Source organism: Paenibacillus sp. FSL R5-0887, from assembly GCF_038002305.1.
Lineage (GTDB): Bacteria > Bacillota > Bacilli > Paenibacillales > Paenibacillaceae > Paenibacillus_AQ > Paenibacillus_AQ odorifer.
On sequence record NZ_JBBOCE010000001.1, the window covers coordinates 129,674 to 155,109 of the forward strand.

Sequence of the window (25,436 nt, forward strand, 5' to 3'; positions counted from 1 at the left end):
GTTGCCTTCATTACTCCAGAATACAGTGCATACCCTAGCCCCTAAAAAGGAGAACGATAAAATGATGAAATCATTCAAAACGGACTGGAAAGCAAATCTGAAAAATCCTCAAACGATTATGGCCTTGTTTACTTATCGTTATGGAAATTGGGTGTATTATCGAGTGAAGAATGGCATCGTGCGAAAACCTTTGTGGCTTTTGTATCGAATAATGGATGTGCTTTTTGTCCGTATTCTTGCGAATGGCGAGCTTCACGCTCAAGCTCAAATTGGTGACGCGCTTCATTTACCGCATGGTTTAAATGGGATTATCATTAGTCCTAAAGCGGTGCTTGGAAGCCATGCTACTATTTTTCATCAAGTGACTATTGGCGGGAGAAATAACTTAGGAGAGCCAGTGATTGGAGACAGAGCTTTTATTGGAGTAGGCTCCAAGATTCTTGGACCGGTTGTCATTGGTAACGATGTTAATATCGGGGCCATGTCTGTCGTGGTAAAGGATGTGCCGGATAACGCTTCGGCTGTAGGTATTCCTGCTAAAAATATATTGCGGAGTGAACCGAAACCAGAGAATACAAGATAAAGACGTTAGGTTCTAGTACATAGGGTACGCGTGCGCTTTATTTTAATATCTTACAGGGTATAATTAAAGCATCCAAGTAATCTTGTAATAACCTTCTAGAGATCGGAGTAATGAAATGAAATATAGCAATTTAGAAGAGTGTGTTAATGATTTAGAGAAACACGGACATTTAGTTCGTATTCATGAAGAAGTGGACCCTTATCTAGAGATGGCGGCGATTCACCTAAAGGTTTATGAGGCTGGTGGACCTGCATTATTATTTGAAAATGTAAAAGGCTCGAAGTTTCGGGCCGTATCTAACCTTTTTGGAACGATAGAGCGCAGTAAGTTTATCTTTCGGCGTACTTGGGACTCCACACATAACGTAATTGCCCTTCGCAACGATCCCGTAAAAGCACTCAAAAATCCATTTAAATATGTTGGTACCGGATTATCCGCGAGAAAAGCATTGCCGATTAAAAAGCCAGGGGGTCTGCCAAGCGGTTTTCAGGAAATTAGTATCTCTGATCTTCCGCTAATCACACATTGGCCGGGAGATGGTGGTGCTTTTGTAACTTTGCCGCAGGTGTATTCAGAAGATCCGGACAAGCCGGGCATTATGAATTCCAATCTGGGAATGTACCGTGTGCAGCTGACTGGAAATGAGTATGAATTAAATAAAGAAGTGGGCATTCATTATCAAATTCATCGCGGCATTGGCGTACATCAGGAAAAAGCGAACCGCCAAGGACAACCGCTTAAAGTAAGTTGTTTTATCGGTGGACCACCCGCTCACTCTTTATCGGCGGTTATGCCTTTGCCTGAGGGAATGAGTGAGATGATCGTTGCAGGATTACTTTCAGGACGCCATTTCAGCTATAGCTATGTGGATGGTTATTGTATCAGCAATGATGCGGACTTTGTAATAACAGGTGAAATTCACCCTGGTGAGACGAAGCCGGAGGGGCCTTTTGGCGACCATTTAGGCTATTATAGCTTGGTTCACCCTTTCCCAGTAATGAGAGTACATAAAGTGTACGCCAGAAAAAATGCAATCTTTCCATTTACGGTTGTCGGCCGGCCGCCACAAGAGGATACCGCGTTTGGTGAGTTAATTCACGAGCTGACAGGTGGGGCTATCCGCCAAGAAATTCCGGGCGTTAAAGAAGTTCATGCAGTCGATGCTGCGGGTGTTCATCCCCTGCTGTTCGCCATTGGCAGTGAACGTTATACGCCTTATCAGCAAGTAAAACAGCCAGCGGAAATTCTGACCATTGCTAACCGGATTTTAGGGACGGGTCAGCTTAGTTTAGCTAAGTTTTTGTTTATTACAGCAGAAGAGAATCAGCCTATCAGCACACATAATATCGAGGATTTCTTGACGTATATCTTAGAGCGGATTAATCTTCATAGAGATATTCATTTCTATACCAATACCACGATTGATACACTTGATTATTCCGGCACAGGATTAAACAGCGGAAGTAAAGTGATCTTCGCAGCAGTAGGGGATAAGAAAAGAGAGCTATGTACAGAGGTGCCAGGCCTGCTGAAAGAATTACATGGATTTGAACATGCACGAATGGTAATGCCTGGTCTTGTTGCCCTTCAAGGCGCTAAATTCACAAGCTACGCTGAAGCAGCACTGGAAATGAACAAGCTTAGTGAAGCTATTCAGGAGCAAGGGTCACTTCCTTCTTGCCCAATGATTATTTTGTGTGATGATAGTGAGTTTTTGAGTGAAAAGATCGACAATTTCCTATGGGCGACATTCACCCGCAGTAATCCATCTCATGATATCTATGGAGTGAACAGTTCTACTGAGTATAAACATTGGTCCTGTGATAACGTGATTATTGATGCTCGGGTAAAACCCCATCAAGCCCCGCCACTGATCCCGGACCCAACCGTTCAGAAGCATATCGAACGATTATTTGCGTCAGGTGGCAGTTTAAGCAGAGTTAAGATATAGAGAAACATTCATAGGCCTTCTTGGGAATCCAAGGAGGCCTATTTGCTGTTTGTGAAATGATTTTGCTCATATGAAATAAAAAAGGAATAGGGGTATTATGGGGTGTATGGTATATATTTACTATTAATATTGGGGAAGTGTTGTTCTGATGGAAATTATGGAAACCGAACGTTTATGGATTAGAAGGTTCTCAGCAGAGGATTGGAAAGACCTTCATGAATATTTGTCGCAAGAAAGTGTTGTGAAATATGAGCCCTATTCCGTGTTTAATGCAGATGAATCTCGCACTGAGGCGCTCAGACGGTCATCGGACCGTGCTTTTTGGGCAGTCTGTCTTAAATCTACGACAAAAATGATCGGCAACTTATATTTTCAAGCGAGCGAACCAAAGGTTTTTGGCGTTTGGGAATTTGGATATATTTTTAACCCTGATTTTCAGGGAAGCGGGTATGCTACAGAGGCTTGTAATCAATTGTTAAACTATGGCTTTGATAATCTGAAAATGAGACGTGTGATTGCGAACTGTGATCCCGAAAATACACGCTCATGGAAACTGCTTGAACGATTGAAGCTTCGTCGAGAAGGACATTTTTTGCAGACGGGTTATTTTAAATATGATAGTAATGGAGAGCCAATCTGGCATGATACTTATTCCTATGGATTGCTCAGAAGCGAATGGTTAAGGATGAAGGAATAGCAAAACTGTTGTCGTGATCTCAAAAGCGGGTGTCCCCTCACTGATTCTTCTGTCCTAACTTCTTCCCAAATCGTAGGTTTTTATAACTATAGGCGAAGAAATTGAACGGTTTAGTGTATGATAAAATCTGTTTTTTAAATGTTCAGAGTGACACTTAGGTGGTAGTATCGTGTTGGATATGAGTGAAACTGGAATCAGCTACCATCCAGCTGCCTGAGCAAAGAGGAGGGGATACGCGCACGAAGTGAACTTATATTTGAAGAACGAATGACAACGAAGCTTATTGTAAGCGTTTACTACAACGGGGCTAGATGCGTACTAAGTTCTTTCAATCATAAGAAAGCGGGTGAAGCACGGAAGATGAAGAGGAATAAACTTGGAAATAAAATATTTATGGTGTTATTGTCGTGGATCTTCATTTGTTCATCAATACTTCCATCTACAACATTTGGGGGGCAACAGGCCAGTGCAGCTTCAGGCCCAATAACCTTGCAATATGATTTTGGAACAGCAACAAGTCCTGTTATGAGTGGTTATACAGGCGTGCATGAATCTGAATTATATACGAATGAGCTAGGGTATGGTTTAGATCAGGCGGTTGCTTCGAGGAATCGCTCGGGTGGAGACGATATGACCAACGATTTTGTATTGGGACTGTCCTATTCTTTTTTGGTGGATCTTCCTAATGGGGATTACGATGTGACTGTATACTCAGGAGATTTACTAGCGGGTACAAGTACAACCAAAACTACGATTACTTTGGAAGGTAGCACGGCTGGGTCGATAAGCAGCAAGCAAGCTGTAAATCAAGCTACCTACCGGACGACTGTTCAAGATGGTCAACTGACCGTCGGCATTACGGGTACAGGGGTTGGCGGATATTTAAATGGACTAATTATTCAGCAGATTGTACCAGGTCCATTGAAAGCCCCTGAGGGATTAGTGGTTCATAATATCACTCCCACTGAGGTATCTCTAGGGTGGAGCAGCGTGACAGAAGCAGTCTATTACAATATTTATCGAACGGTTCTTCCTAGTGGAACCCTTCAAGCCATAGGTCAAGCTGCTGCTAACAGCTACGTGGATTCAGATGTAAATGAAGGGAGTGGTTACATTTACAATATGTCAGCTGTAAATGGAAAGGGTGAGGAGTCTGCTTTGAGCGCATCTGTGACCGTAGACAAAATTCCGGGGGTAGAGGTTCCCGCAGCACCAACCGGTCTTTCAATTGTCAGTGTTGGTGTAAGTTCTGTTCAACTGAATTGGAACAGTGTGGCTGGAGCTAGCCGCTATACGATCTTAAGGTCTGATTCAGCAGATGGAACATTCCATGAGATTGGTCAGTCAGAGAAGACGACATTTACGGATGCCTCAGCGGACACCTCAAAACGGCAATATTATGGGGTGAAGGCAGCCAATGACCAAGGCGAATCAGAGCTATCTAACATGGTGGAAAGCGCTGTGTATTCGCCTCCTGGAACTTTGCCAGAAGGGGATGTTTATTCCTTTGATTTTGGCCCGGGTGCTGTGGCTGAAGGTTATCTTAAGGTAGATGCAGGGGTATCTTATTCCTCTGAGGTTAAATATGGATTTACAGATATATCGAAAGTAACTGGGGTAGACCGAGGAACCTCAGATCCTTTGCGATCAGATTTTGTGGTCCCTAAGGATGCAACTTTTAATGTAGATTTACCGAATGGCGATTATACAGTGTCACTTATCGCTGGTGACAGCGCCGGAGATACAGAGATTGGCATCAAAGTCGAATCCATTCAAAAAGTTCAACAGACGAGCAAAACAGCAGGCCAGTATTTGGAAATGAGCTTTGACATCGCTTTGGTGGATGGACAAATGAACTTGGTGTTCTCTGGCACTAAGCCAAATATCAATGCACTGGTGATTACTAAGCAGCCAGACCGTCCTGCTAATGAATTGCCAACAGTTTATATTGCGGGTGATTCAACCGTGCAGACTTATGATCCTTATTGGATACCACAGGCAGGCTGGGGACAAATGATTCCTGATTTCTTTAGCGAGGAAGTAACGTTTAAGAATCACGCTATCGGAGGCCGCAGCTCTAAGTCATTTATTGTCGAGGGAAGGCTGGATGAAGTGCTGCGTAAGATCCAACCGGGTGACTATTTCCTGATCCAGTTTGGTCATAATGACGCAACGATTAGCGTTCCAGACCGATATGCTTCTCCAGCCGATTACAAAGTTTATTTAAAAACATATGTCAATGGAGCTAGGCAAAGAGGAGCAACTCCGATTCTGGTGACCCCCATGGGGCGCAGAGATTATAATGCTGCGAGCGAAAAATTCAATGTGAGCTTTCCAGAATATGTGCAGGCTATGAAAGAGGTAGCAAGTGAACTTGATGTTGATTTGGTCGATCTTAGCGCACTCAGTGTAGCTTTTTACAATTCTATCGGTTTTGCAGCTACACGCTCTGTATTCCTTCACCTCGATGCAGGGATATATGGTGCTTTCCCAAATGGCTCGACAGACGATACTCACTTTCAAGAATACGGAGCCATTCAAATGGCCCGTCTGCTGGCCAAAGGAATAGGGGAATTAAATATTCCACTCTCCAGCTTTGTGCAGGACATCAAACAGCCGGAAACGGTGCCTGTGAAGCCTGAAGGTCTTGTAGCTGGGAGTATCAGTAATGCAGGTGCAGTACTGAAATGGAATAAAGTAGAAGGTACAGATATCTATAAAATCTATCGTAAGCTAGCGGCAGAAGCCGAATCTGCTTATACATTAGCGGGAACTTCAACTGTCCCTTCATTGACATTAAGCGGGTTGGTTGAAGGTCAAAGCTACTCGGTAAGAGTGACTGCAGTGAACGGGCTAGGAGAGTCTGAGCCTTCAGATGAAGTGAAGCTGACTACGAAATCCGCCCAGTATCGTTATGATTTTGGACCTGTTGGTTCACCCGTTGCTGCGGGTTATACGGAAGTGAATGTGAATGTCCTGTATACCCCAGAACGTGGATATGGTTTGACCTCGAGTGCAGGGATGATTGATCGGGATCGGGGAAATGCGACGGACGATCTGCGCAGAGATTTTGTGATTTATTTTGGAGGATCGTATGAATTCAAAGTTGATTTACCCAATGGTTATTACTCTGTTAAGACCTATACAGGAGATTGGATTGGATCTGCCAAGACGAATGTAGCCATTGAAGGCAAAGATTACGGAACAGTCTCCTCAGGTAAGGAAAATATTGCTGAGAAGCTGTATAACCAGATTGCTGTCAAAGACGGGCAGATGAATCTTGTCTTTAGTGGCACAACCGCTCATCTCAATGGGCTGGAGATCACACCGTTATTATTAGCCCCAACGAATCTGAAACTGGGTAGCCTGGATTTAAACAGTGAGCCTATCACTGCTAATCTTTCTTGGGATAGTATGGAGGGTGCGCTGAAATACCGTGTATATCGTCAGGCTACGGTTGCGAATAGTGCAGAGCTGCTGGGCGAAACAACAGAGCCGCTCTACACAGATACCACTGCGGATATTGGTATGGAATATATCTATACGGTAACTTCGGTCGACAGCACGGGACTGGAATCCGTAGGCTCCAATGCGCTAAAAGTGTCTATGATTGACCCCTCCGTAGCAAAAGCAGCCGTACCTAGTGGTCTAGCTGTACATTCTACGAACAAAAATGATGTGACCTTTACTTGGAATGAGGTACCGGATGCACGGATGTTCAACATTTATCGTGCGAAATCCGCAGACAGTGAGTTCATCCTGATCGGCAAATCATTCGAAGCTTCGTACACAGACACGACCGTTCTGACTACCATTCCTTACTATTACAAAGTAGCCTCGGTAAATGCAGGCGGCATCTCTGATCTATCCGCTACGTTGGAAACCTCAGCGGTGACAACATTATACCGGAAGATGGAGGCGCTGGATCGTGCGCCTGTAGCGGTTAAGACAGATGAGGGTGTTTATATCAGCTGGCGGATGTTAGGTCTGGATCCGGAAACGATAGGATTCAATCTTTATCGTGGCGATAAGAAACTTAATGATTCGTTGATTACTCAAAACACGAACTATCTCGATACTAAAGGCACGGAGGATGCCAAATATAGAATCACATCAGTAATCAATGGAGTCGAGAAATCTGCTTCGGAACCATTCAGCGTATGGCAGAAGCAATATCTATCGATCCCTTTGCAAAAGCCAGCAGATGATTACACCAAGGATGGTCAACCGTATACGTATAGTGCGGGAGATGCAAGTGTAGGTGATTTGGACGGTGATGGTGTATTTGAAATCATCATGTTGTGGTCACCTTCGAACAGCAAGGATAACTCTCAAGCTGGGTATACTGGACTTGTCTATATGGACGCTTATAAATTAGATGGAACTCGCTTATGGCGGATTAATTTAGGGCCTAATATTCGTGCCGGCGCACACTATTCTCCATTCCTGGTATATGATCTGGATAGTGATGGACGTGCCGAAATTATGATCAAGACGGCAGATGGCACAGTGGACGGTCAAGGAAAAGTCATCGGCAATGCCAGTGCAGACTATCGTAACAGTTCGGGTTATGTGCTGCTGGGCAATGAATATTTAACTGTGTTCGAAGGGGCAACAGGCCGGGCATTGGATACCGTTGATTATGATCCGCCACGTGGAGATGTTGGCGCTTGGGGGGATACCTATGGTAACCGTGTAGACCGCTTTTTGGCAGCTGTAGCTTATTTAGACGGCGAGCAGCCAAGCGTGATTTTTAGCCGCGGTTATTATACTAGAACCGTACTTGCAGCTTACAATTATCGCGAGGGCAAGCTCGAGAAAGTATGGCGTTTCGATTCTAATGATGAAGGATATGGAGACTATGTTGGTCAAGGAAACCACAATCTTTCTGTAGGCGATGTGGACGGCGACGGCAAGGACGAAATAACCTTCGGCGCGATGGCAATCGACGATGACGGATTGCCGCTGTATAATACAAAGCTTGGCCATGGTGATGCAATTCATTTCGGGGACCTTGATCCTACCAGACCCGGGCTGGAAGTCTTTGATGTTCATGAGCATACCGATTCGAAGTATGGGATTGAAATGCGTGATGCAGCTACAGGAGAAATATTATGGGGTGTATTCACGGGGATTGATACTGGACGGGGAATGTCAGCAGATATTGATCCGCGATATGCTGGCGAAGAGGTATGGGCTGCAACGATCACCAATGAGGAGCATATACCTGTTACGGGCCTATACAGTGCGCAAGGGGAACTAATCACTAAAAAACTGCCTTCCTCCACGAATTTTGGTATTTGGTGGGATGGTGATCTTTTACGTGAATTACTGGATGCGAATCGAGTGGATAAGTGGGACTATACCAATCAGACAACAGTTAACTTATTGACGGCTGTAGGTGCTTCTTCAAATAATGGCACCAAGGCGAATCCAAGCTTGCAGGCAGATCTGTTCGGGGATTGGCGTGAAGAAGTGATCTGGCGGGCAACGGACAGTTCTGAACTACAGATCTACACAACAACGGATATGACAGATTATCGTATTCGCACATTGATGCATGATCCGATCTACCGCCTGGCAGTAGCTTGGCAAAATGTAGGCTATAATCAACCTCCGCACCCTGGATTCTTTCTTGGTGAAGGGATGGAACAACCAGCGGCTCCAAAAATTCAATATGTAGGCTCACCGGGAGAAACTGAAGATACTACACCACCTACGATTTCTGGTTTACCTTCTGCTCAAATGAGTGAAACGGATGTATTGAAGGTGCAGGTCGTAGCGGAAGATCCAGAGTCTGGTATTCGCAGTCTGGATATTACTTTTGATGGTAAACCTGTCGTTTATGGAGATGAGATTCCACTCACAGGGCTTGCGGGAGCGCATACGTTCATCGCAACAGCCATTAATAACGCTGGACTTTCGACGACAGAACAAGTGATTGTGTTCGTAAGTGGACCTCAGAAGGCTACAGGTGTTCCGGGGCAATGGGTTCTATCCAATAATAATGGGCAGGATACAGGACTTTTGGACGGGGATTACCAAATCACAATGAATATGTGGTGGGGCAATAATGGTACGGTCTACAAGCTATATGAGAACGGTGCCTTAATCGACACGCAAACCTTACGTGATGATTCCCCAGCTGCACAGACTGCAGTGACTAATATTACCGGAAAAGAAAACGGAACCTACACCTATACGGCTGAGCTAACCAATTCTTTTGGCACAACGGTGTCTGCTGCTCATGTGGTTATCGTGAAGGATGCTGCACCAGCTAAGCCGGTGTTGTCCAATGACAACTGGGATGGCGATGGAGAGTATAAAGTGACTATGAATTTATGGTGGGGGACGAACGGCAAAGAGTATCGCTTGTATGAGAACGGAATACTGATCGATACTCAGACTTTAACAGCGGGCACCCCAAACGCACAAACGGCTTCTACTTCTATCACTAACCGTTCTCCAGGCATCTATGAATACCGGGCTGAACTGTTGAATGATCAAGGGGTAAATGAGAGTGCGATCATGAAAGTTACGGTAAAATAACTGAATATTTGTTAAAAAAGCGCCTAAGTCGGTAATATCCGGCTAGGCGCTTTTTTAAGATTATCTAAGATTTAAAGAATTCTGCAAGACTAATTCTCCTATCAGCCTCATATGAATCTAAACAACGAATGATAGGGGGGATTGTAAATATGGATTTGACGCATATGATCTCAAAGCTTGTGGTAGTTATACATGTTATAGCATCCATAGTGGGAATTGGACCAGCTTTTGTGCTGCCAATACTGACAAGCTCAGCCAAGACAGGTAGTCAGCTTCGTTTTGTATTTGGTCTTATGAAGAAAATAAACAGATTCCCTAAGACAGGTGGGATCACCCTGATCGTTACAGGTATTTTGTTAATGATCATAGATAAAATGGGCTTGTCGGTGTTGTGGTTAAATCTGTCGTTATTATTTTTTATCGTGATCGAAGTGATTATTATTGGAATGGTTGAGCCCCGATTGAAAAAGCTAACCCAGCTCGTAATGACCAGCGAAGGGGAAGAAATTCCTGATGGTTACACTACCGCTATGAACAAGATCGCTCCGCTAGAAGCGGCAGTTCATGTACTTACTATCGTCATTATTATATTAATGGTAGTAAAGCCGGTATAAGATCATAACGCCTATTCTCAATGATCTCTTCATAATCGCGGATGAGTCCATCAAAAATATTCTCCCAAGAGCGGCCGAGTGCCAGCTGTCGGCCTTCATGCCCCATAGCAGCTAGCTTTTGAGGGTGCTCTACATATGCACAAATCTCACGAATAAAAGCATCCGGGCAGCGGGGCTCGACAATCATTCCTGTGCGGCCGGGTGTGACCAGATCCTTCACCCCACCTTCATTTACTGCGAGGACAGGCAGTCCTGAGGCCATAGCCTCTAAGACAACATTACCGAAGGTTTCTGTACTGGAAGGGAAGACGAATAGATCCGCTGAGGCATATAATTGGGCAAGCTCGTCACCATGTTTATAGCCTGTAAACGTGACATTATGCGGCGCCTGTGCCCGCATTTCCGGCAGAAGGGGACCGTCTCCAACGACCAACCAATGAACCTGAGATTGCGTAGATTCGGGCAATTGCTGCATGGCGAGAGCAAGCGTCTGTATATCTTTTTCAGGGGCGATTCTTCCCACATATAGAAGCAGTAACGGTGCGGTAATTCCGTAGCGCTCACGGACCTCATGGCTGCGTTTTTTGGGGGTATACTGCTGGCAGTCGATGCCTCTGGACCATAGCTTCAGGCGATGAAAGCCTTGAGCTTGGAGGGAATCGAGGGTTTCGTAGGATGGTGCAAAGGTGGCATCACAGGAGCGGTGAAACCACTTCATGTATTTCCAATAGAGCGGAGCGATTTTTTTCATCCGGTAATATTCAAGATAGCGGTCAAAATGGGTATGATAGGAGGCGACATGGGGCAGATCATGTTTGCGCGCATAACGAAGGCCGCAGAGACCGATATTGAACGGAGTTGCCATATGAAGCAGATCGGGACGAAAAGCTTTCAGCTCTGATTGGATAGAGGACATATTGGGCAGTGCGAGTCTACATTCAGGGTATAAGAAAAAGGGGATGCTGGTAATGGGACGTATGGGATCGGCATAACTGTCTTCAGGAGCAGATTTTGGTGAGAAAAGCAGATGTTCAATACCGCGCTCTTTCAAATGGGTGGTTAATCGTTGAAGCGTACGTGAAACTCCGTTGGTTTGCGGAAGAAATGTGTCCGTGAATAAAGCAAGACGCATGGAACCCCTCCCAGGTACTCTTGATGCCCTGATCATAACAGGCGATTATTTGATGGAGGTCAAACGGATGTTAAACAGAATATAAAAATCCACTGCACCAGGTAAGATAAAGAGGTGTGCAGTGGATTTATTAGTTTTAATGGGATGAAGCCCTACAAGGATTCGTATATCTGTTGCAAAAAGGTAATGCTTTCTCCTAAATGTGACTCAGGAGTGCTTTCCAGGATTCCTTGAATATGAGGACGTTCATATTTCATATAACGAAGGATCGGCTCAAACTCTAGCCACCCTTGACCTACAGGGACTATTTTTATGGCTCCTTCTTGGACGATAAAGTCTTTTAAATGAATGACAGCAATTCGATTTCCTAGAAGCTTCAAAGCCTCCGTAATAATAGCTTCTTGATGCAAGTAATTTGTAGGCGACATTAGATTTGCGCAATCCAATATGACCTGAAGATTGTTAGAAGGGACTTCATCCAGAAGTCGGCGGGTTAAGGGCGCGGTGTACAGCGGATGATGAAGTCCTGCTTCGATTCCTACCGTCACACCAAAACGTTCGGCCTCCGCCACCATGGCCTTAACTGATGCCACCACCTCTTGGAAGGCTTCTTCTGTAAAATTATCTGTGGTATACCCAAGTCCCACACTTCCGGTTTCCGTACCTACCAGACTAGCGCCGAAATCCCGGGCCAAGCGCAGATGGGTATTAAATGCGGCTAACGCTTGCGCCCGTTTGTGAGGATCGGTGTCTACAATATTTACATAGCAGCCCAGAACCGCAATCTGAATACCTGCCTGTCTAAAGGCATTGCCATAATAGCTGGCTGTTCCAGGGCTTATAGCCGTCAGGCTAGGGGCACTATCAGGAAAAGATTTCTTAAGTGCGAACTGGATATGAGTGAAATGATAGGACTTAATCTTCTCAATTAACTCTTGCAATGGAACTTGTGTGAAATCATGTGCTCGAACACCTAGTTGAAGGGGAATGCTCATATGACCGATCGCTCCTATTAGTATTGTTGTTTGTGAGGTGCTAATTTGTCCCAGTCAAAGGTAACACCAGTGCCCGTTACTTCTGGCGCAACTGCCATCCCATTGTCTTTATTAATCACTAGCGGACGTGTAGTGTATTGATCGATAGGGAAGCTATGCATTTCGAGATAACCTGCATTTGGCATAGCTGCTAACAAACTAACGTGCAATTCCTGCATCCCATGTGTGGAAACAGAAAGGTTATAGGCTTGTGTTAAGTGAGCTACCTTTAACCAGCCCGTTATCCCGCCTATATTGGAAGCATCAGGTTGAGGAAAATCAACATGACCATATTGCAGCATGTGATGGAATTCGGTTAATGTGCGCAAGTTCTCTCCGCCTGCAACGGCCATTCCTGTTTCTTCAGCAATCCGTGCATAGCCGGCATAATCTTCCGGAATCGTTGGTTCTTCTAAAAAGAGAATGTCGTATTTCAAAAATTCACGTGCGGCTTTTATCGCTTTTTCCACACTCCAGCTCATATTGGCATCGACCATAAAGGCTACATCCGGGCCGACCAATTGGCGTACCGCAGCCACTCGTTCCACATCTTCAGCTAATGTTTTTTGGCCTAGTTTAATTTTGACAGCCTGGAGGCCCATATCTAAGTATTTTTGATTGTTGCGCAGGAGCTTTTCTAATGGGAAGTTTAAATCAATCGCTCCACCATAACATTTGACCTCATTGCTTGCGCCACCCAGAAGTTTGTAGAGAGGTTCATCTGCTTTCTTTGCACGTAAATCCCATAAAGCAATGTCACATGCCGCAATGGCGAAGCTAGCCAAGCCCCCGCGAGCAACATAATGTATTCCCCAGTTCATCTGCTCCCAGATACTTTCCACACAGCTGGCGTCTTTGCCAACTAAGATATGTGTTAATTCATTAGCAATTAGTGAGCAGATCGCTTTGCCGCCAAATCCGCCAGTATAGGTATAACCTACACCTTCACGACCGTCATCCGTTCTAATTTTGACAATGGGAACTTCAAAATGAGTATGCAAGCCATGTTTAGCATCCTCCATGATTTCTGGCAAAGGGATACGATAGTACTCCGTAATAACTTCTTTAATTAGAGACATCTTGGATCACTCCTTATAAAAGTTGTTGTAAGTTTGATAGAGATGAGGCTGTATTTTGTTTAAGAGCTTGAACCACAAGTTTAGCAATTTCCCGGGCACCTTCATCTGAGAAATGAGTATCATCCGTAACCCCATTTGGGTAATTGGGATGTGTTTTCGCTGGCAAATGCATGAATAACTTCTTGGATTCCTCTTCGCCTAATGAACGATAGAGCGCTTGCGAGGCTGCGAAAATATCAAGTAGCGGAGTGTGCGTTTCTTCAGCCACTTGTCTCATTACCTCGGGATAAGCACCTACAGCAAACGGGTCCAGCTCTCCATCGGCGTTAAAGCGGCGGCGACTTACAGAGGTTAACAGAACCGGAGTCCCCCCTAGCTGCCTAGCAGCATCTATATATTGAATGAGATTATGGCGATATTCGGTTTCAGGATCGGTGTAACGTAATGGATCCTCTTTTTTCTCATCGTTATGTCCAAATTGAATAAACAGGTAGTCGCCGGGTTGGAAGTCTTTTCTGATAGCATCGAGGCGGCCGTCTGTTATGAACGATTTGGTGCTTCGACCATTAATTGCACGATTCTGGATTTGAATAGAAGTCCGAAAATAACTTTGCAGGTATTCTCCCCAGCCGGTCATAGGTTTTTCTCCAGCGCCTTTAATGGCCGCAGTGGAATCGCCTGCAATAAATAGTTGTTGTCTCATAAGGTCTTCTTCTCCTTTAACGTATTGGCGTTCCCTTAACCAATTCTCAGCAAGGGAAAGCCATTGCTGGCAATGAGGGTGTTCTTTAGCAAGCCCTAAACCATGCCGCCCTTCTTCAAAGATATGTAATTCAAAAGGAATTCCCTGATTAGACAGGGCAGAGGCGAACAACAGACTATTCTCCACGGGAACGCTGGCATCGTTCGCTGTTGTCCAGATAAAGGTTGGAGGTGTGTGTGAATCCACCTGGGCTTCTGAGGAAAAGGAGTCAAGCTCCGCTTGTGATGGGTCGTCTCCAAGAAAATGTAGCCGGCTTCCCTTGTGCGAATGGGGCTCTTGGAAAGTGATTACAGGGTAACCTAATAGAAGAAGGTTTGGTTTCTCTGCTCTAGTGGTAGAAAAGATAGAAGCTAAGTGTCCTCCTGCCGAGAATCCAATCATCCCTACTTTGTCTGAGATCACATTCCAAGCTTTGGATGCTTCCCTAATCCATTTGAGAGCTTCCTCAACATCATTTAACAAAGAAGTGACGTTGAAATCTCCGACCTGATAATCTAGTACACCTGCATGAATACCTAGACTGTTTAGCCATTGAGCCACAGGTTCTCCTTCATGTTTGGCTAAGTGCTGATAACCTCCACCAGGCAATACCAATATAAAAGGACGGGGGTGATCCGTCTCAAGCGGATAGAGGGTGAGTAGTGAGGTTTCCTGAGAAATCGCATCTTGTTCTACACGGTTAGTATTTAGACGAAAGTTCAACATTGCGTTCAAATTCCTCCCTAAATGGTTATATGCACACGTTAACATATTTTCCGAAAAAAAGAGAGACTCTTTTTTTTTAGATTCGGCCTTGAACGATTATTTTGTGATTTTTACATAGATTCGTCAAATGTTGGTTTGGATTTAGTGCCTGTATTGTTATCCCGGTACTGTCCAGGGGTCATCCCTTCCTGTTTACGGAAAGATCGAATGAAATTTTGAGAATTGTTGTATCTTAATTTGGCTGCAATATCTTTGATCGGCATATCGGTTTCCTGCAGCCATTTTTTCGCCATTTTAAATCGGTACATCGTTAAATATTCGCTGAAATAGTATTGGGTCTCCTTACGGAAGACACTGCTGATATAGTTGGCGTTGTAATGCAGCCGTGAAGCGCATTCTTCCAAGGTTAGATCCGTATCATATTCATGTTGGATCAGATCAATGATTTTCTCAGAGATGTTTTGGTATTGGGCATTTTGCCTGCTGATAAAAATTTTGATCATCGGGTAAATGACCATGCTCCAGAACCAATCCTCAATCTCAGCCACGGTATGAAGGTCATGTAATTCCTCAAAAATAGAGCCATTAGCATGATAGATCTGATTTAAGCTAATGCCCGATTCCTGCATCATAATGAGCAAGTTATTGAGTAAGCGGGTCAACGGGATTTGATATTCCTGTGGTGAAAGCTCAAGGGCAAAGATAGATTTAAAAAGCAAATGAATCAGTTCCTTGGCTTTATCCGTTTCAGCCAGCTTGATCGCATCCATTAGATCGTTTTCTTTATGGGTAGGGTAGTTCAAGTTCAGATAATGTTTGCCGGAGTTAATGTTCTCATATTGAATAATAACGCCTTTGCCAAGCTTAATGCGATGCTTCAGTGCTTCAAGACCTTCTCTGTAGGCGATGGCTAGTTTATCGAAGGCGTTGAAGGGCAGGCTCAGCCCAATACTCACCTGCACCTTTAGATAATTATTTATTTCTTGCTGCAGCTTCTCCGTTAACGAATACAGTGTCTTATGAAAAGACTGGGTATCGCAGTCTGGACTGCCCAATAATACGACTACCGCATGGTCCATGATCACTGGAGCCAGCCGTTGTTCAGGACAGATTAATTCTTCGATCATATTGTGGGCAGCGAACAATAAGAGGCTGAGATCTTTTTTCTCATAGCTGGAATCCTCGGCATAATCAATAGACAACGTAATTACTGCCATGGTTTTCCATTCTTCAAGCTGGGTTTGGTAGCCGAATTGCCCTAATTCTTCGAGCAAATCACGTTTCTTAACATTGCCGTGGAAGGCATTGATCAGAAAAAACGTACGAACCTGCTGAAAGTGTTGCCGGACTTCTTTTTCCAGCTGTGATTTGGATTGGAACAAAGAATGAACTTGTTCTCCTATAATCTGAAATTCATTGCGATGTCTCGATTTAATATCCGGTTTGCGTTGGCCCATCTGATTAAGCAGTCTTTCGATAGGGGTGTACATACGCCTGGAGCCGATCCAGGCCAGAAGAATGGAGAATAAGAGCATAAAGGTACACACGATTATCGTAAACATACCAATTTTATTGGACTCCTTCGTCAAGCTTTCCATGGAAGTAACCGATAGATAAACCCAGCCATTTAACTGAGAACGCATGAAAGTGACGGAGTAATTCTTTTTGTTGATCACAGTCTTGAACTGTCCGGATTGTTTAGAAGGATCAGAGATTAAAGGGACTTCTTTAAATCCGCCTTGCTCTTTAGGTTTTCCGATTAAGCTGGTATCCGGATGGAGCAGGAAGCGGCCAGCTTGATCCAGAACGATAATGTCATCGAGTGGCTGCACATCTGAATTAATGAAATCCTGAAGACTGCAGACCGGAATATTAGCTAGGGCAAGCCCATATTTTTGCAGCTTATTGGTGGGAAGCTTTTTGATAAGACTGATGCTGTAATTACAGCCAGTGACGTTAATGCTCTCCTCGCTATAAAATAAGGACGATGGATTCAAAATCCATGAAGTATCGTCAGCTATATTCATTAGATTAGAGAGTTGCGCGTGGTTTTTGTATTCATTCAGACGGTAGACGCCTGAATTTTTGATCATCCAGTTCTGCTGCTGATTGAGCAGGATGACATCCTCAAGTTTCGTATCGAAGGATTGCATATTACGGATTTCGTTTCTTAAATCATTATATAAAATGAAATCGGTTTCACTTAAAGGGTTATTTAGTGCTTTTTTTAATACACTAGAGTTGATCACTTGGTTTAATGTTTGATTGACAGTTGTTAACTTATGTTCTACATTTGAGGTGATTTGTAATATAAGTTCCATTTTACTGTTGTTTACGTTCTTTTGGATCTCATTAGATGATGTGAAATAGGAAAAAGAACCGATGAATATCACCGGCAACGTGCTAATTACAAAGGCAAAAATCGTTAATTTACTTAAAAAGCTTAATGGTCTCACGGGACTCAGCACCTTTACTTATGTAGAAGTAGACACTTGTTCTTAGTGTATGAAACCTGGTGGAAAATAACAATAATCATCTCGTTCTGCAATAATCATTAACCCTAATTATGACTACAAAATGGAAAATCTTCAAGCTGTAGGGTGAAAATCCTTACAATACCTTAGGAGGCTGTAGAAATGTTTAGACAATTTTTGTGTAGAAGGGCAACGTTATGTTGCTGCTTATTTTTCATGTTTGTTTTCCCTATGTTAAGCGCTTGCAGTGATGGAAAGTCAGCTGGTTCTGTACTGCAAGAAGCTCGCCCGAGCATTTCCATCTTGGCACCTCTTCATTTTCCACAGCAGCCTTCAAAAAAGATTATGGCTGAGATTGAAAGATTAACAGGGGTGGAGCTTGATATCACGTGGGTGCCTGAGGGTGTTTATACCGATAAAATGAATACAGCGTTGACCACTAATTCCTTGGGAAAAGTCACCTTTGTGAAGTTCTCAGACTATAATCTGGTGAAAAACGCCATCCGTTCTGAAGCATTTTGGGAGATCGGCCCATATCTTCAGGAGTTCCCCAATCTTAAAGCACTGGACCCCGCTATTCTTAAGCAGACCGCTGTTGATGGTAAGATCTACGGCCTGTATACAGAACGCCCTTCCTCCAGACAGGGTGTCATAATACGTAAGGATTGGCTGGACACTCTTCATTTAAGCAATCCACAGACCTTAGATGACCTATATGAAGTAATGAGGCAATTTACATATAACGATCCGGATCAGAATGGCAAACAAGATACCCTTGGATTAGTCGATCGTAATGATCTTGTTTATGGTGTATTTAAGACACTAAGCTCTTATTTTGGCACACCAAATAATTGGAAGCTAGAGAATCATCAATTTGTTCCGGAATTCGTAACAGCGGAGTATATGAACACAATGAATTTTATGAAGAAATTATATGATGAAAAAATCATAAATCAGGACTTTGCTCTTACCAGTAAAGAGGTTCAACGCGATAAATTCATTAACGGTATCGCTGGTGTGTTTATTGGCAGCATGACTGATGTGCAGCGGTTGTCAATTGAAGCTCAAGCATACAATCCAAAGGCTGAACTTACGCTGATCAATCGTATCGAGGGGCCTGATGGATATAAAGTGTGGTCTATCCCCAATTACAACGGACTGTATCTCTTTTCCAAAAAGTCCATTGCCAAAGAGGAGGAGCTTCGGCAGGTGCTTGGATTTTTTGATCGGACCATGGATAAAGATGTAGCCAATATAATGATGTATGGCTTTGAGGGGCGGCATTATAAGCTTGACGGCGGCAAAATTATCCTTCCCGAGGAAACCTCACAACTGCGGGTACAGGAAGTGAATCCGCTATATGCTTTAATGATTGCGGACATTAGTAATAAAAACATTATGGAAGTGGCTCAGAAGGAGCAATTAACCTCTCTAGCAGATCAGCTGAGTAAAGATAATGAATCTTTTCTGGTTGATGACCCGACAGTTTCTCTTAGCTCATCTACTTTTGATGAGAAGAATATGGAGTTATCTACAATCATTGTGGATGCTACATATAACTATATATTAGGTAACATTACCGTCGAGGGATTCCAGCAAGAGGTTGAGAAATGGAGAGCTCGTGGAGGCAATCTTATTATTAAGGAATATGCTGAGGCTGAGTTTGGGACAGAAAAGTAAATAGGTTAAAAAGGTTTTGATCCACTGCGGATAATGCGGTGGATTTTTTTTGTGCTGCGATATCCCGATAATCATTTGCTCAGATCCCTTTCAGAAGGCGCCGTTATGGGGAAATGATTGTTTTCGTAACCTTGCCGACGATGTAACGTGGAACTCGTAACCAATACAAATTATGGAGGTCAAAATGGTATGAAGAAGAAATCCTTCACCATGTTGTTAACAGCACTGTTAACATTCAGCACATTATTAGCTGGATGCGGTGGTAACAACAATAACAAAGAAGAAGCAGCAGCCCCAACTACAAGTGCAGAGAACACTACGAAGGTGGAAGAGACTGAAGCACCTAAAGAGGAACCTACAGAAATCAAAATCATGCTTCCATTGAATACATCAGAGACTCCGCCTGATACGATTAAGAATGAACTTGAGAAATTGACCAACACGAAGCTGACTTATCAATTTTTTCCGGCTGATACTTATGAAGAAAAACTGAATTCATCTTTTGCAACGGGTTCATTGCCGCAAGTAACATATTTGAAGAATCAGACAACCTTCATTCAGATGAAAGAAGCGATAAAAGACGGACAATTCTGGGAAATCGGTCCACTATTAAGCGAATTTCCGAATTTGAGCAAATTGAAACCAGAAATTCTTAATAACACGAAAGTAGATGACAAGCTTTATACCCTATATATCGGGCGTCCACTTGCACGCCAAGGGATCATTTACCGCAAAGACTGGGCAGATAAATTAGGACTTGCTGCACCAGCTAATGTAGATGAATTATTTGAAATGGCTAAAGCCTTCACAGAACAAGATCCAGACGGTAATGGAAAGAAAGATACTACCGGTATTATTGACCGTAATGAGTTGACCTATGGAGCTTTCAAAACTGTTTCGTCTTGGTTCGGAACACCGAATACCTGGGGTGAGAAGGATGGCAAATTAGCGCCTGAATTTACCTTCGATGAATATTTCGACACAATGGATTTTTTCAAAAAAGCTCGTGATGGCGGATACATTAATCAAGATTTCGCTGCCACCAGTAAAACGGATGCAGTAAATATGTTTAAGGCTGGAAAGGGTGGACTCTATATTGGGGGCTCCATGCAAGATATTGATTCCCTCAATAAAGATACTATTAAGAATAACCCTGACGCTGTTTTGGATGCGCATAGTATGGTTGCAAGTCCAGATGGAAAATATGCTCAATGGATGATTCCAGGCTATAACAATGTTGTCTTGTTCCCGAAATCTGCTGTCAAGGATGAGGCAGAGCTGAAGAAGATTCTTGCTTTCTTTGATCAAATGATGACCCCAGAAGTAGCTAATTTGATGTATTGGGGAATTGAAGGTACTCACTATACCGTTGAAGACGGTAAAGCGAAAGCTACTGACGACAAAGAATTGATTGAACGTGAAGTAAAGGGATATAAGGACAGTGTTATCGGCGAAGCTGAAACCAATGGAATGTACGAGAACTATAACACGCTGCCAGGAAGAATTCATGCAGATCAATTGGTTCTTGAGAATGTCAAAGTTGGTGTAGCGGATCCAACAGCTGCTATGGATTCGGCTACCTATACAGAAAAAGGCGTAGAGCTTCAACAGATTATTACAGATGCAACCTATAAATATATTTATGGTCAGATTGACAAGGCTGGATTTGAGAAGGAAGTAGAGAACTGGAAGAGCCGTGGTGGAGATAAGATTATTGAAGAATACAACGCGTTATACAAAAAATAGTAACCCGTACTCGAATAGTTAAGCGACAAATTGTAGCTGAAAAGGTTGTTGATCTTGTTTCAACAACCTTTTCTATTCCTCACTGGGTTCAGAAATATCGTGTTTGAATAAAGAAGGAGAAAGGAAGAATATCATGCAGGAAGTCACCGCACAGCCCAGCTCAGCTCCTCAAATGAATCCTAAGCCTGAAATTTATAAAAGCAGCAGCGAACTGAAAAAGCGGCTGTGGAGAAATAAATGGCTCTACGTCATGCTAACTCCGGGAGTACTGTATTTTTTGATTTTTAAATATCTTCCAATGTACGGATTAATTATCTCATTTCAGGATTACAAACCCTATCAAGGGATCAACGGTAGTGACTGGGTAGGGATGAAGCATTTCAGCAGGTTGTTCACAGAGCCGGATTTCTTAAATATATTAGTGAACACACTTATTCTTTTCGGATTAAATATTCTTATCTATTTCCCGATGCCGATTATTCTTGCCCTGATGTTAAATGAACTTCAAGGCAGCTTTTTCAAAAGAACCTTTCAGACGATCTTCTATTTGCCCCATTTTCTGTCATTGGTTATCATCGTCTCCATTTCTTATGTAATGGTCACGATGGATGGAGGGATTATCAACGAGCTGCTTGTCTATTTTGGCTTTGAACCAATCAATTTCCTGCTTAATCCAGGGTGGTTCAGGCCCATGTATATTATTCAGGTGATTTGGAGAGAAGCAGGTTGGGGAACGATTATTTATCTAGCTTCCATAGCTGCGATTGACCCAGGGCTTTATGAAGCATCGCGTATGGACGGAGCTGGAAGACTTAGACAAGTCTGGCATATCACTCTTCCAGCGATTAGAGGTGTAATTATTACATTATTTATTCTGAAAATTGGTTCCGTTCTTGATCTTGGATTTGAACATGTATATCTGCTACTTAACTCCATGAATCGAGAAGTTGCGGAAATTATCGATACGTATGTATATACTGCTGGTTTGAGACAGGGGCAGTTTAGTTACAGTACAGCTATTGGATTCTTTAAATCGATTGTAGGCTTTGTAATGGTGATGATGGTGAATAAATTATCCAAGAAAATGGGAGAAGAAGGCGTTTATTGATATTTTGTGGGAGGAATCGAAATGGTAGAAGATAAAACAATCAGTGGTAGAATCTTTTCTGCTATAAACTTTACGCTGCTTGCGATCATTGCTTTAATTACTGTGCTTCCCCTTGTTCACGTTGTAGCAGGCTCTTTCACAACGAGTGCAGAACTAGCTTCTAGCAAATTTGTACTGATTCCAAAGGTATGGAGTCTGGAAGCGTACAAGTTCATCTTTTCGACGAATACAATATTTAAAGCCATGGGTGTTTCCATTGGTGTCACGGCAATTGGTTCTATTTTTAGTTTGTTTATAACTTCTTTGATGGCCTACGCTCTTACCAGAAAAGATCTGGATGGTCGTAAAGTGGTTAACTTCATGGTTGTGTTCACCATGCTTTTTCATGGTGGGATGATTCCAACGTTCCTCGTGGTGAAGGAATTAGGACTAATTGACACGTACGCCTCACTGATTCTACCGTCAGCGATTAGTGCCTTTAATATGATCATTTTGAGAAACTTTTTCCAAAATATACCTGAAGGTTTGGAGGAATCGGCCAAAATTGATGGTTGTAATGATTTTGGAATATTATTTCGGATTGTATTGCCACTATCCTTACCTGCGTTAGCGACTATCGGATTGTTCTATGCGGTAACGTATTGGAATACCTACATGAATGCGATTCTGTATTTGAATGATAGTGCGAAATGGCCAATACAGGTTCTGCTCAGACAAATTGTCGTCCTTGCCAGCGGTATGGATCACAGCGCTACACTGGATGCTGCTGTTCCACCGCCAGATCAATCAATTAAAATGGCTGTTATCGTTGTAGCTACCTTACCAATAGTTTGTGTGTATCCGTTCCTGCAAAAGCATTTTGCCAAAGGTGCCATGTTGGGTTCTATGAAGGGCTAGCAAGAAAGAGAGAGACTATACTTAGGGGAGGAGCTTCGAGATGACTGTACAGATACCTACAACGCCGATAGAGTGGGCAAAAAAAGCTTGCGATTCACTAATGGATACTTACAGGGCGGGAGAGCTTCCCCCCGCGCATCGATGGCACTATCATCAGGGTGTATTTCTGTGTGGCATGGAGCTTTTGTGGAATGCTTATCAAGAAGACCGTTATATCAACTATATTCAGGAATATGTAGATGATTTGGTGGATGAATACGGGAACTTTTATTTTGCACGTGATGAGCTGGATGCGGTTCAAGCAGGACAGCTACTATTCACTCTTTATGAACGGACAGGCAAACTAAAGTATCGTATTGCAGCAGAGAAGCTAAGGAATTTACTGCTCACACTAAATAAAACCTCTGAGGGCGGGTATTGGCACAAGGATAAGTACGCCAACCAAATGTGGTTGGATGGACTTTATATGGCAGGCGTATTCTCCTTGAAATATGCGAATGTCTACGATGAACCAAGCTTGCGTGAAACGGTCCTTCATCAGGAAATGTTAATGCGCAAGCATATGAAGGATGAGACAACGGGTTTGTTATACCATGCCTGGGATGAGAGCCGGCGGATGCCTTGGTCGAATCCGGAGACGGGTTGTTCACCGGAGTTCTGGAGCCGATCATTAGGATGGTATGGTCTCGCCTTATCGCAATTTCTGGATCTGTTACCTTCCCATGATTCAGCCCGGACAGAGCTTTCTACTACGCTGAGAGATTTTGTGGATGCACTTATTCGTTACCAAGATCAAAAAAGTGGACTTTGGTATCAAGTCGTAGATAAGGGGCATGAGCCAGATAATTGGCTGGAGACTTCAGGGTCATGTTTGTTCGTCTATACGATTGCCAAAGCCGTGAAGCATGGCGTTGTAAGTGATGTGACTATCGCTACAGCTGCCGCTAAAAAAGGATATGAAGGGTTAACCAAAGTAATCCAGTGGGATGAGCATAACCGATTAGTTCTGCCGGACATTTGTATCGGTACCTCAGCTGGAGATTACGAGAGTTACGTGACTCGGCCTAAGGTTAAAAATGATCTGCATGGTGTGGGCGCATTGGTGATGGCTTGTGTTGAAATACAGTCAATGCTTCAAGAGTGAATCGCTCCGTATCCTTACTAAACAATGACTTGATTCTCTGAGATTTCGGAGAATCAAGTCGTATTATTTTATGTGCAAAGAATCCTTAAATCGGCTGAACCTATTTTTAGTTTTTGAGCTCTTAAATTTATAAATATTTTGGGGGTTGGGATGAAGAAATCACAGTGGGCAATTCAAACGGCAGACTCTATTATGGCGCGGACACCGAAGCTTTATGAAGATAAAGGCTACAAAGGAAGCTGGACCTACGATTATGGCGTGGTATTGAACGGTTTTGAATGGCTTTGGAAGCAGACCGGTGATTCGAAGTATCTGCAGTTCATTCAAGATAATATGGACTACTTTATTCAGGAAGATGGCAGTGTCAAGGGCTACCACCTAGAGGAGTATAATATCGATCATATTAACAACGGAAAATTATTATTGACTCTATATAAAGAAACGAAGCAGGAAAAATACAAAAAAGCGGCTGCTTTACTTAGAAAGCAACTTGAGACCCATCCGCGAACCTCGGAAGGTGCTTTTTGGCATAAAAATATATATCCCTATCAGATTTGGTTAGATGGACTTTATATGGGCGCTCCTTTTTATTTAGCCTACTTGCTAGCTTTTGAAGAAGGGCAGGGACTTGAGGATGTAACCAAACAATTTATCTTGTGTGAGAAGCATACGAAAGATCCGGTAACAGGTCTGCTATATCATGCATGGGATGAACAGCGTATTCAACTTTGGTGCGACCCTGAAACAGGACTTTCGCCTAACTTTTGGGCCCGTTCACTTGGCTGGTATCTCATGGCTTTAGTTGATGTTCTGGAATTGCTGCCTAGTGAGCACTCAGATTATCCAGAGCTGGTACGAATACTAAATGATACCTTAACTGCGGTGAAGAAATATCAGGATAAGGAATCCGGGGTCTGGTATCAAGTGATGAATCTAGGGGAACGCAAAGGAAATTATCTTGAGGCCTCTGCTTCAAGTATGATCGTGTATGCCATGGCTAAAGGTATCCGATTAGGCGTGTTAAACGCTGGATGGTACGAAACATTAGATCTGGCTCAACAAGGACTTATCTCGGAGTTTGTACTAGAAACCAAAGAAGAATGGGTCAATTTAAATAAGAATTGCCAAGTAGCCGGATTAGGTGGAGTGGACCAACGTGACGGTACTTTCGCTTATTACATTAGCGAGCCTATTGTCACTAACGACCAAAAAGGTGTGGGTGCTTTCCTACAGGCTTGTGTGGAATATGAACAATTAAGAGGCTGGATCTGATATAGAAC

Annotated in this window: 16 protein-coding genes; 11 read left to right on the top strand and 5 right to left on the bottom strand. The window is 43.3% G+C overall.

All coding sequences use genetic code 11. The features are described from left to right. Positions 1–61: 61 nt before the first annotated feature. From MKY14_RS00580 to MKY14_RS00600, 5 genes are all read left to right on the top strand, one after another. A complete protein-coding gene (locus tag MKY14_RS00580; protein ID WP_036679239.1) occupies positions 62–583 on the top strand; it encodes a serine O-acetyltransferase in 522 nt (173 codons plus the stop codon). A 115-nt stretch (positions 584–698) separates the two neighbouring features. After that, positions 699–2,534, top strand: coding sequence for a UbiD family decarboxylase (locus tag MKY14_RS00585; RefSeq protein WP_340975493.1), 1,836 nt, complete (start codon positions 699–701; stop codon positions 2,532–2,534). Between the two features lie 148 nt (positions 2,535–2,682). Beyond that, positions 2,683–3,231, top strand: coding sequence for a GNAT family N-acetyltransferase (locus tag MKY14_RS00590; protein ID WP_340975495.1), 549 nt, complete (start codon positions 2,683–2,685; stop codon positions 3,229–3,231). Positions 3,232–3,591: 360 nt separating this feature from the next. Next, a complete protein-coding gene (locus MKY14_RS00595) occupies positions 3,592–9,780 on the top strand; it encodes a rhamnogalacturonan lyase family protein (protein WP_340975497.1) in 6,189 nt (2,062 codons plus the stop codon). A gap of 149 nt (positions 9,781–9,929) precedes the next feature. Beyond that, positions 9,930–10,394, top strand: coding sequence for a DUF2269 family protein (locus MKY14_RS00600; RefSeq protein WP_232061246.1), 465 nt, complete (start codon positions 9,930–9,932; stop codon positions 10,392–10,394). Here the strand turns inward: MKY14_RS00600 and MKY14_RS00605 are convergent. The 5 genes from MKY14_RS00605 to MKY14_RS00625 form a co-directional block, all read right to left on the bottom strand. Beyond that, a complete protein-coding gene (locus tag MKY14_RS00605) occupies positions 10,366–11,526 on the bottom strand; it encodes a glycosyltransferase family 4 protein (RefSeq protein WP_076305947.1) in 1,161 nt (386 codons plus the stop codon). The genes MKY14_RS00600 and MKY14_RS00605 overlap by 29 nt on opposite strands. Positions 11,527–11,678: 152 nt before the next feature. Further along, a complete protein-coding gene (locus tag MKY14_RS00610) occupies positions 11,679–12,521 on the bottom strand; it encodes a sugar phosphate isomerase/epimerase family protein (protein ID WP_076301282.1) in 843 nt (280 codons plus the stop codon). 17 nt (positions 12,522–12,538) lie between these two features. Continuing rightward, positions 12,539–13,639 (bottom strand): mandelate racemase/muconate lactonizing enzyme family protein, encoded by a 1,101-nt coding sequence (locus MKY14_RS00615; protein WP_076124972.1) that lies wholly within the window; start codon positions 13,637–13,639, stop codon positions 12,539–12,541. A 13-nt stretch (positions 13,640–13,652) separates the two neighbouring features. After that, complete coding sequence (locus tag MKY14_RS00620; protein ID WP_340975501.1) at positions 13,653–15,107, bottom strand: GDSL-type esterase/lipase family protein; 1,455 nt, start codon at positions 15,105–15,107, stop codon at positions 13,653–13,655. A gap of 110 nt (positions 15,108–15,217) precedes the next feature. Beyond that, positions 15,218–17,563: an AraC family transcriptional regulator gene (locus tag MKY14_RS00625; protein WP_340975503.1), complete on the bottom strand. Its 2,346-nt coding sequence runs from the start codon at positions 17,561–17,563 to the stop codon at positions 15,218–15,220. A 180-nt stretch (positions 17,564–17,743) separates the two neighbouring features. On the opposite strand from MKY14_RS00625, the gene MKY14_RS00630 reads away from it, so the two are divergent. The 6 genes from MKY14_RS00630 to MKY14_RS00655 all read left to right on the top strand — a co-directional run bounded on the left by MKY14_RS00630 (position 17,744) and on the right by MKY14_RS00655 (position 25,428). Next, a complete protein-coding gene (locus MKY14_RS00630) occupies positions 17,744–19,261 on the top strand; it encodes an extracellular solute-binding protein (protein ID WP_340975506.1) in 1,518 nt (505 codons plus the stop codon). A gap of 189 nt (positions 19,262–19,450) precedes the next feature. Next, positions 19,451–21,007: an extracellular solute-binding protein gene (locus tag MKY14_RS00635; RefSeq protein WP_076191234.1), complete on the top strand. Its 1,557-nt coding sequence runs from the start codon at positions 19,451–19,453 to the stop codon at positions 21,005–21,007. Positions 21,008–21,140: 133 nt separating this feature from the next. Then, on the top strand, positions 21,141–22,115 hold the full coding sequence (locus tag MKY14_RS00640) for an ABC transporter permease (RefSeq protein WP_036679252.1): 975 nt from the start codon (positions 21,141–21,143) through the stop codon (positions 22,113–22,115). A gap of 21 nt (positions 22,116–22,136) precedes the next feature. Further along, entirely contained in the window at positions 22,137–23,012 is an 876-nt protein-coding gene (locus tag MKY14_RS00645; protein WP_036679255.1) for a carbohydrate ABC transporter permease, read from the top strand. A 40-nt stretch (positions 23,013–23,052) separates the two neighbouring features. Beyond that, entirely contained in the window at positions 23,053–24,156 is a 1,104-nt protein-coding gene (locus tag MKY14_RS00650; RefSeq protein ID WP_076124980.1) for a glycoside hydrolase family 88/105 protein, read from the top strand. A 150-nt stretch (positions 24,157–24,306) separates the two neighbouring features. Beyond that, positions 24,307–25,428 carry a glycoside hydrolase family 88/105 protein gene (locus MKY14_RS00655; RefSeq protein WP_076124981.1) on the top strand — a complete coding sequence of 374 codons (1,122 nt, stop codon included), beginning with the start codon at positions 24,307–24,309 and terminating at the stop codon, positions 25,426–25,428. The last annotated feature ends 8 nt before the right edge of the window (positions 25,429–25,436 follow it).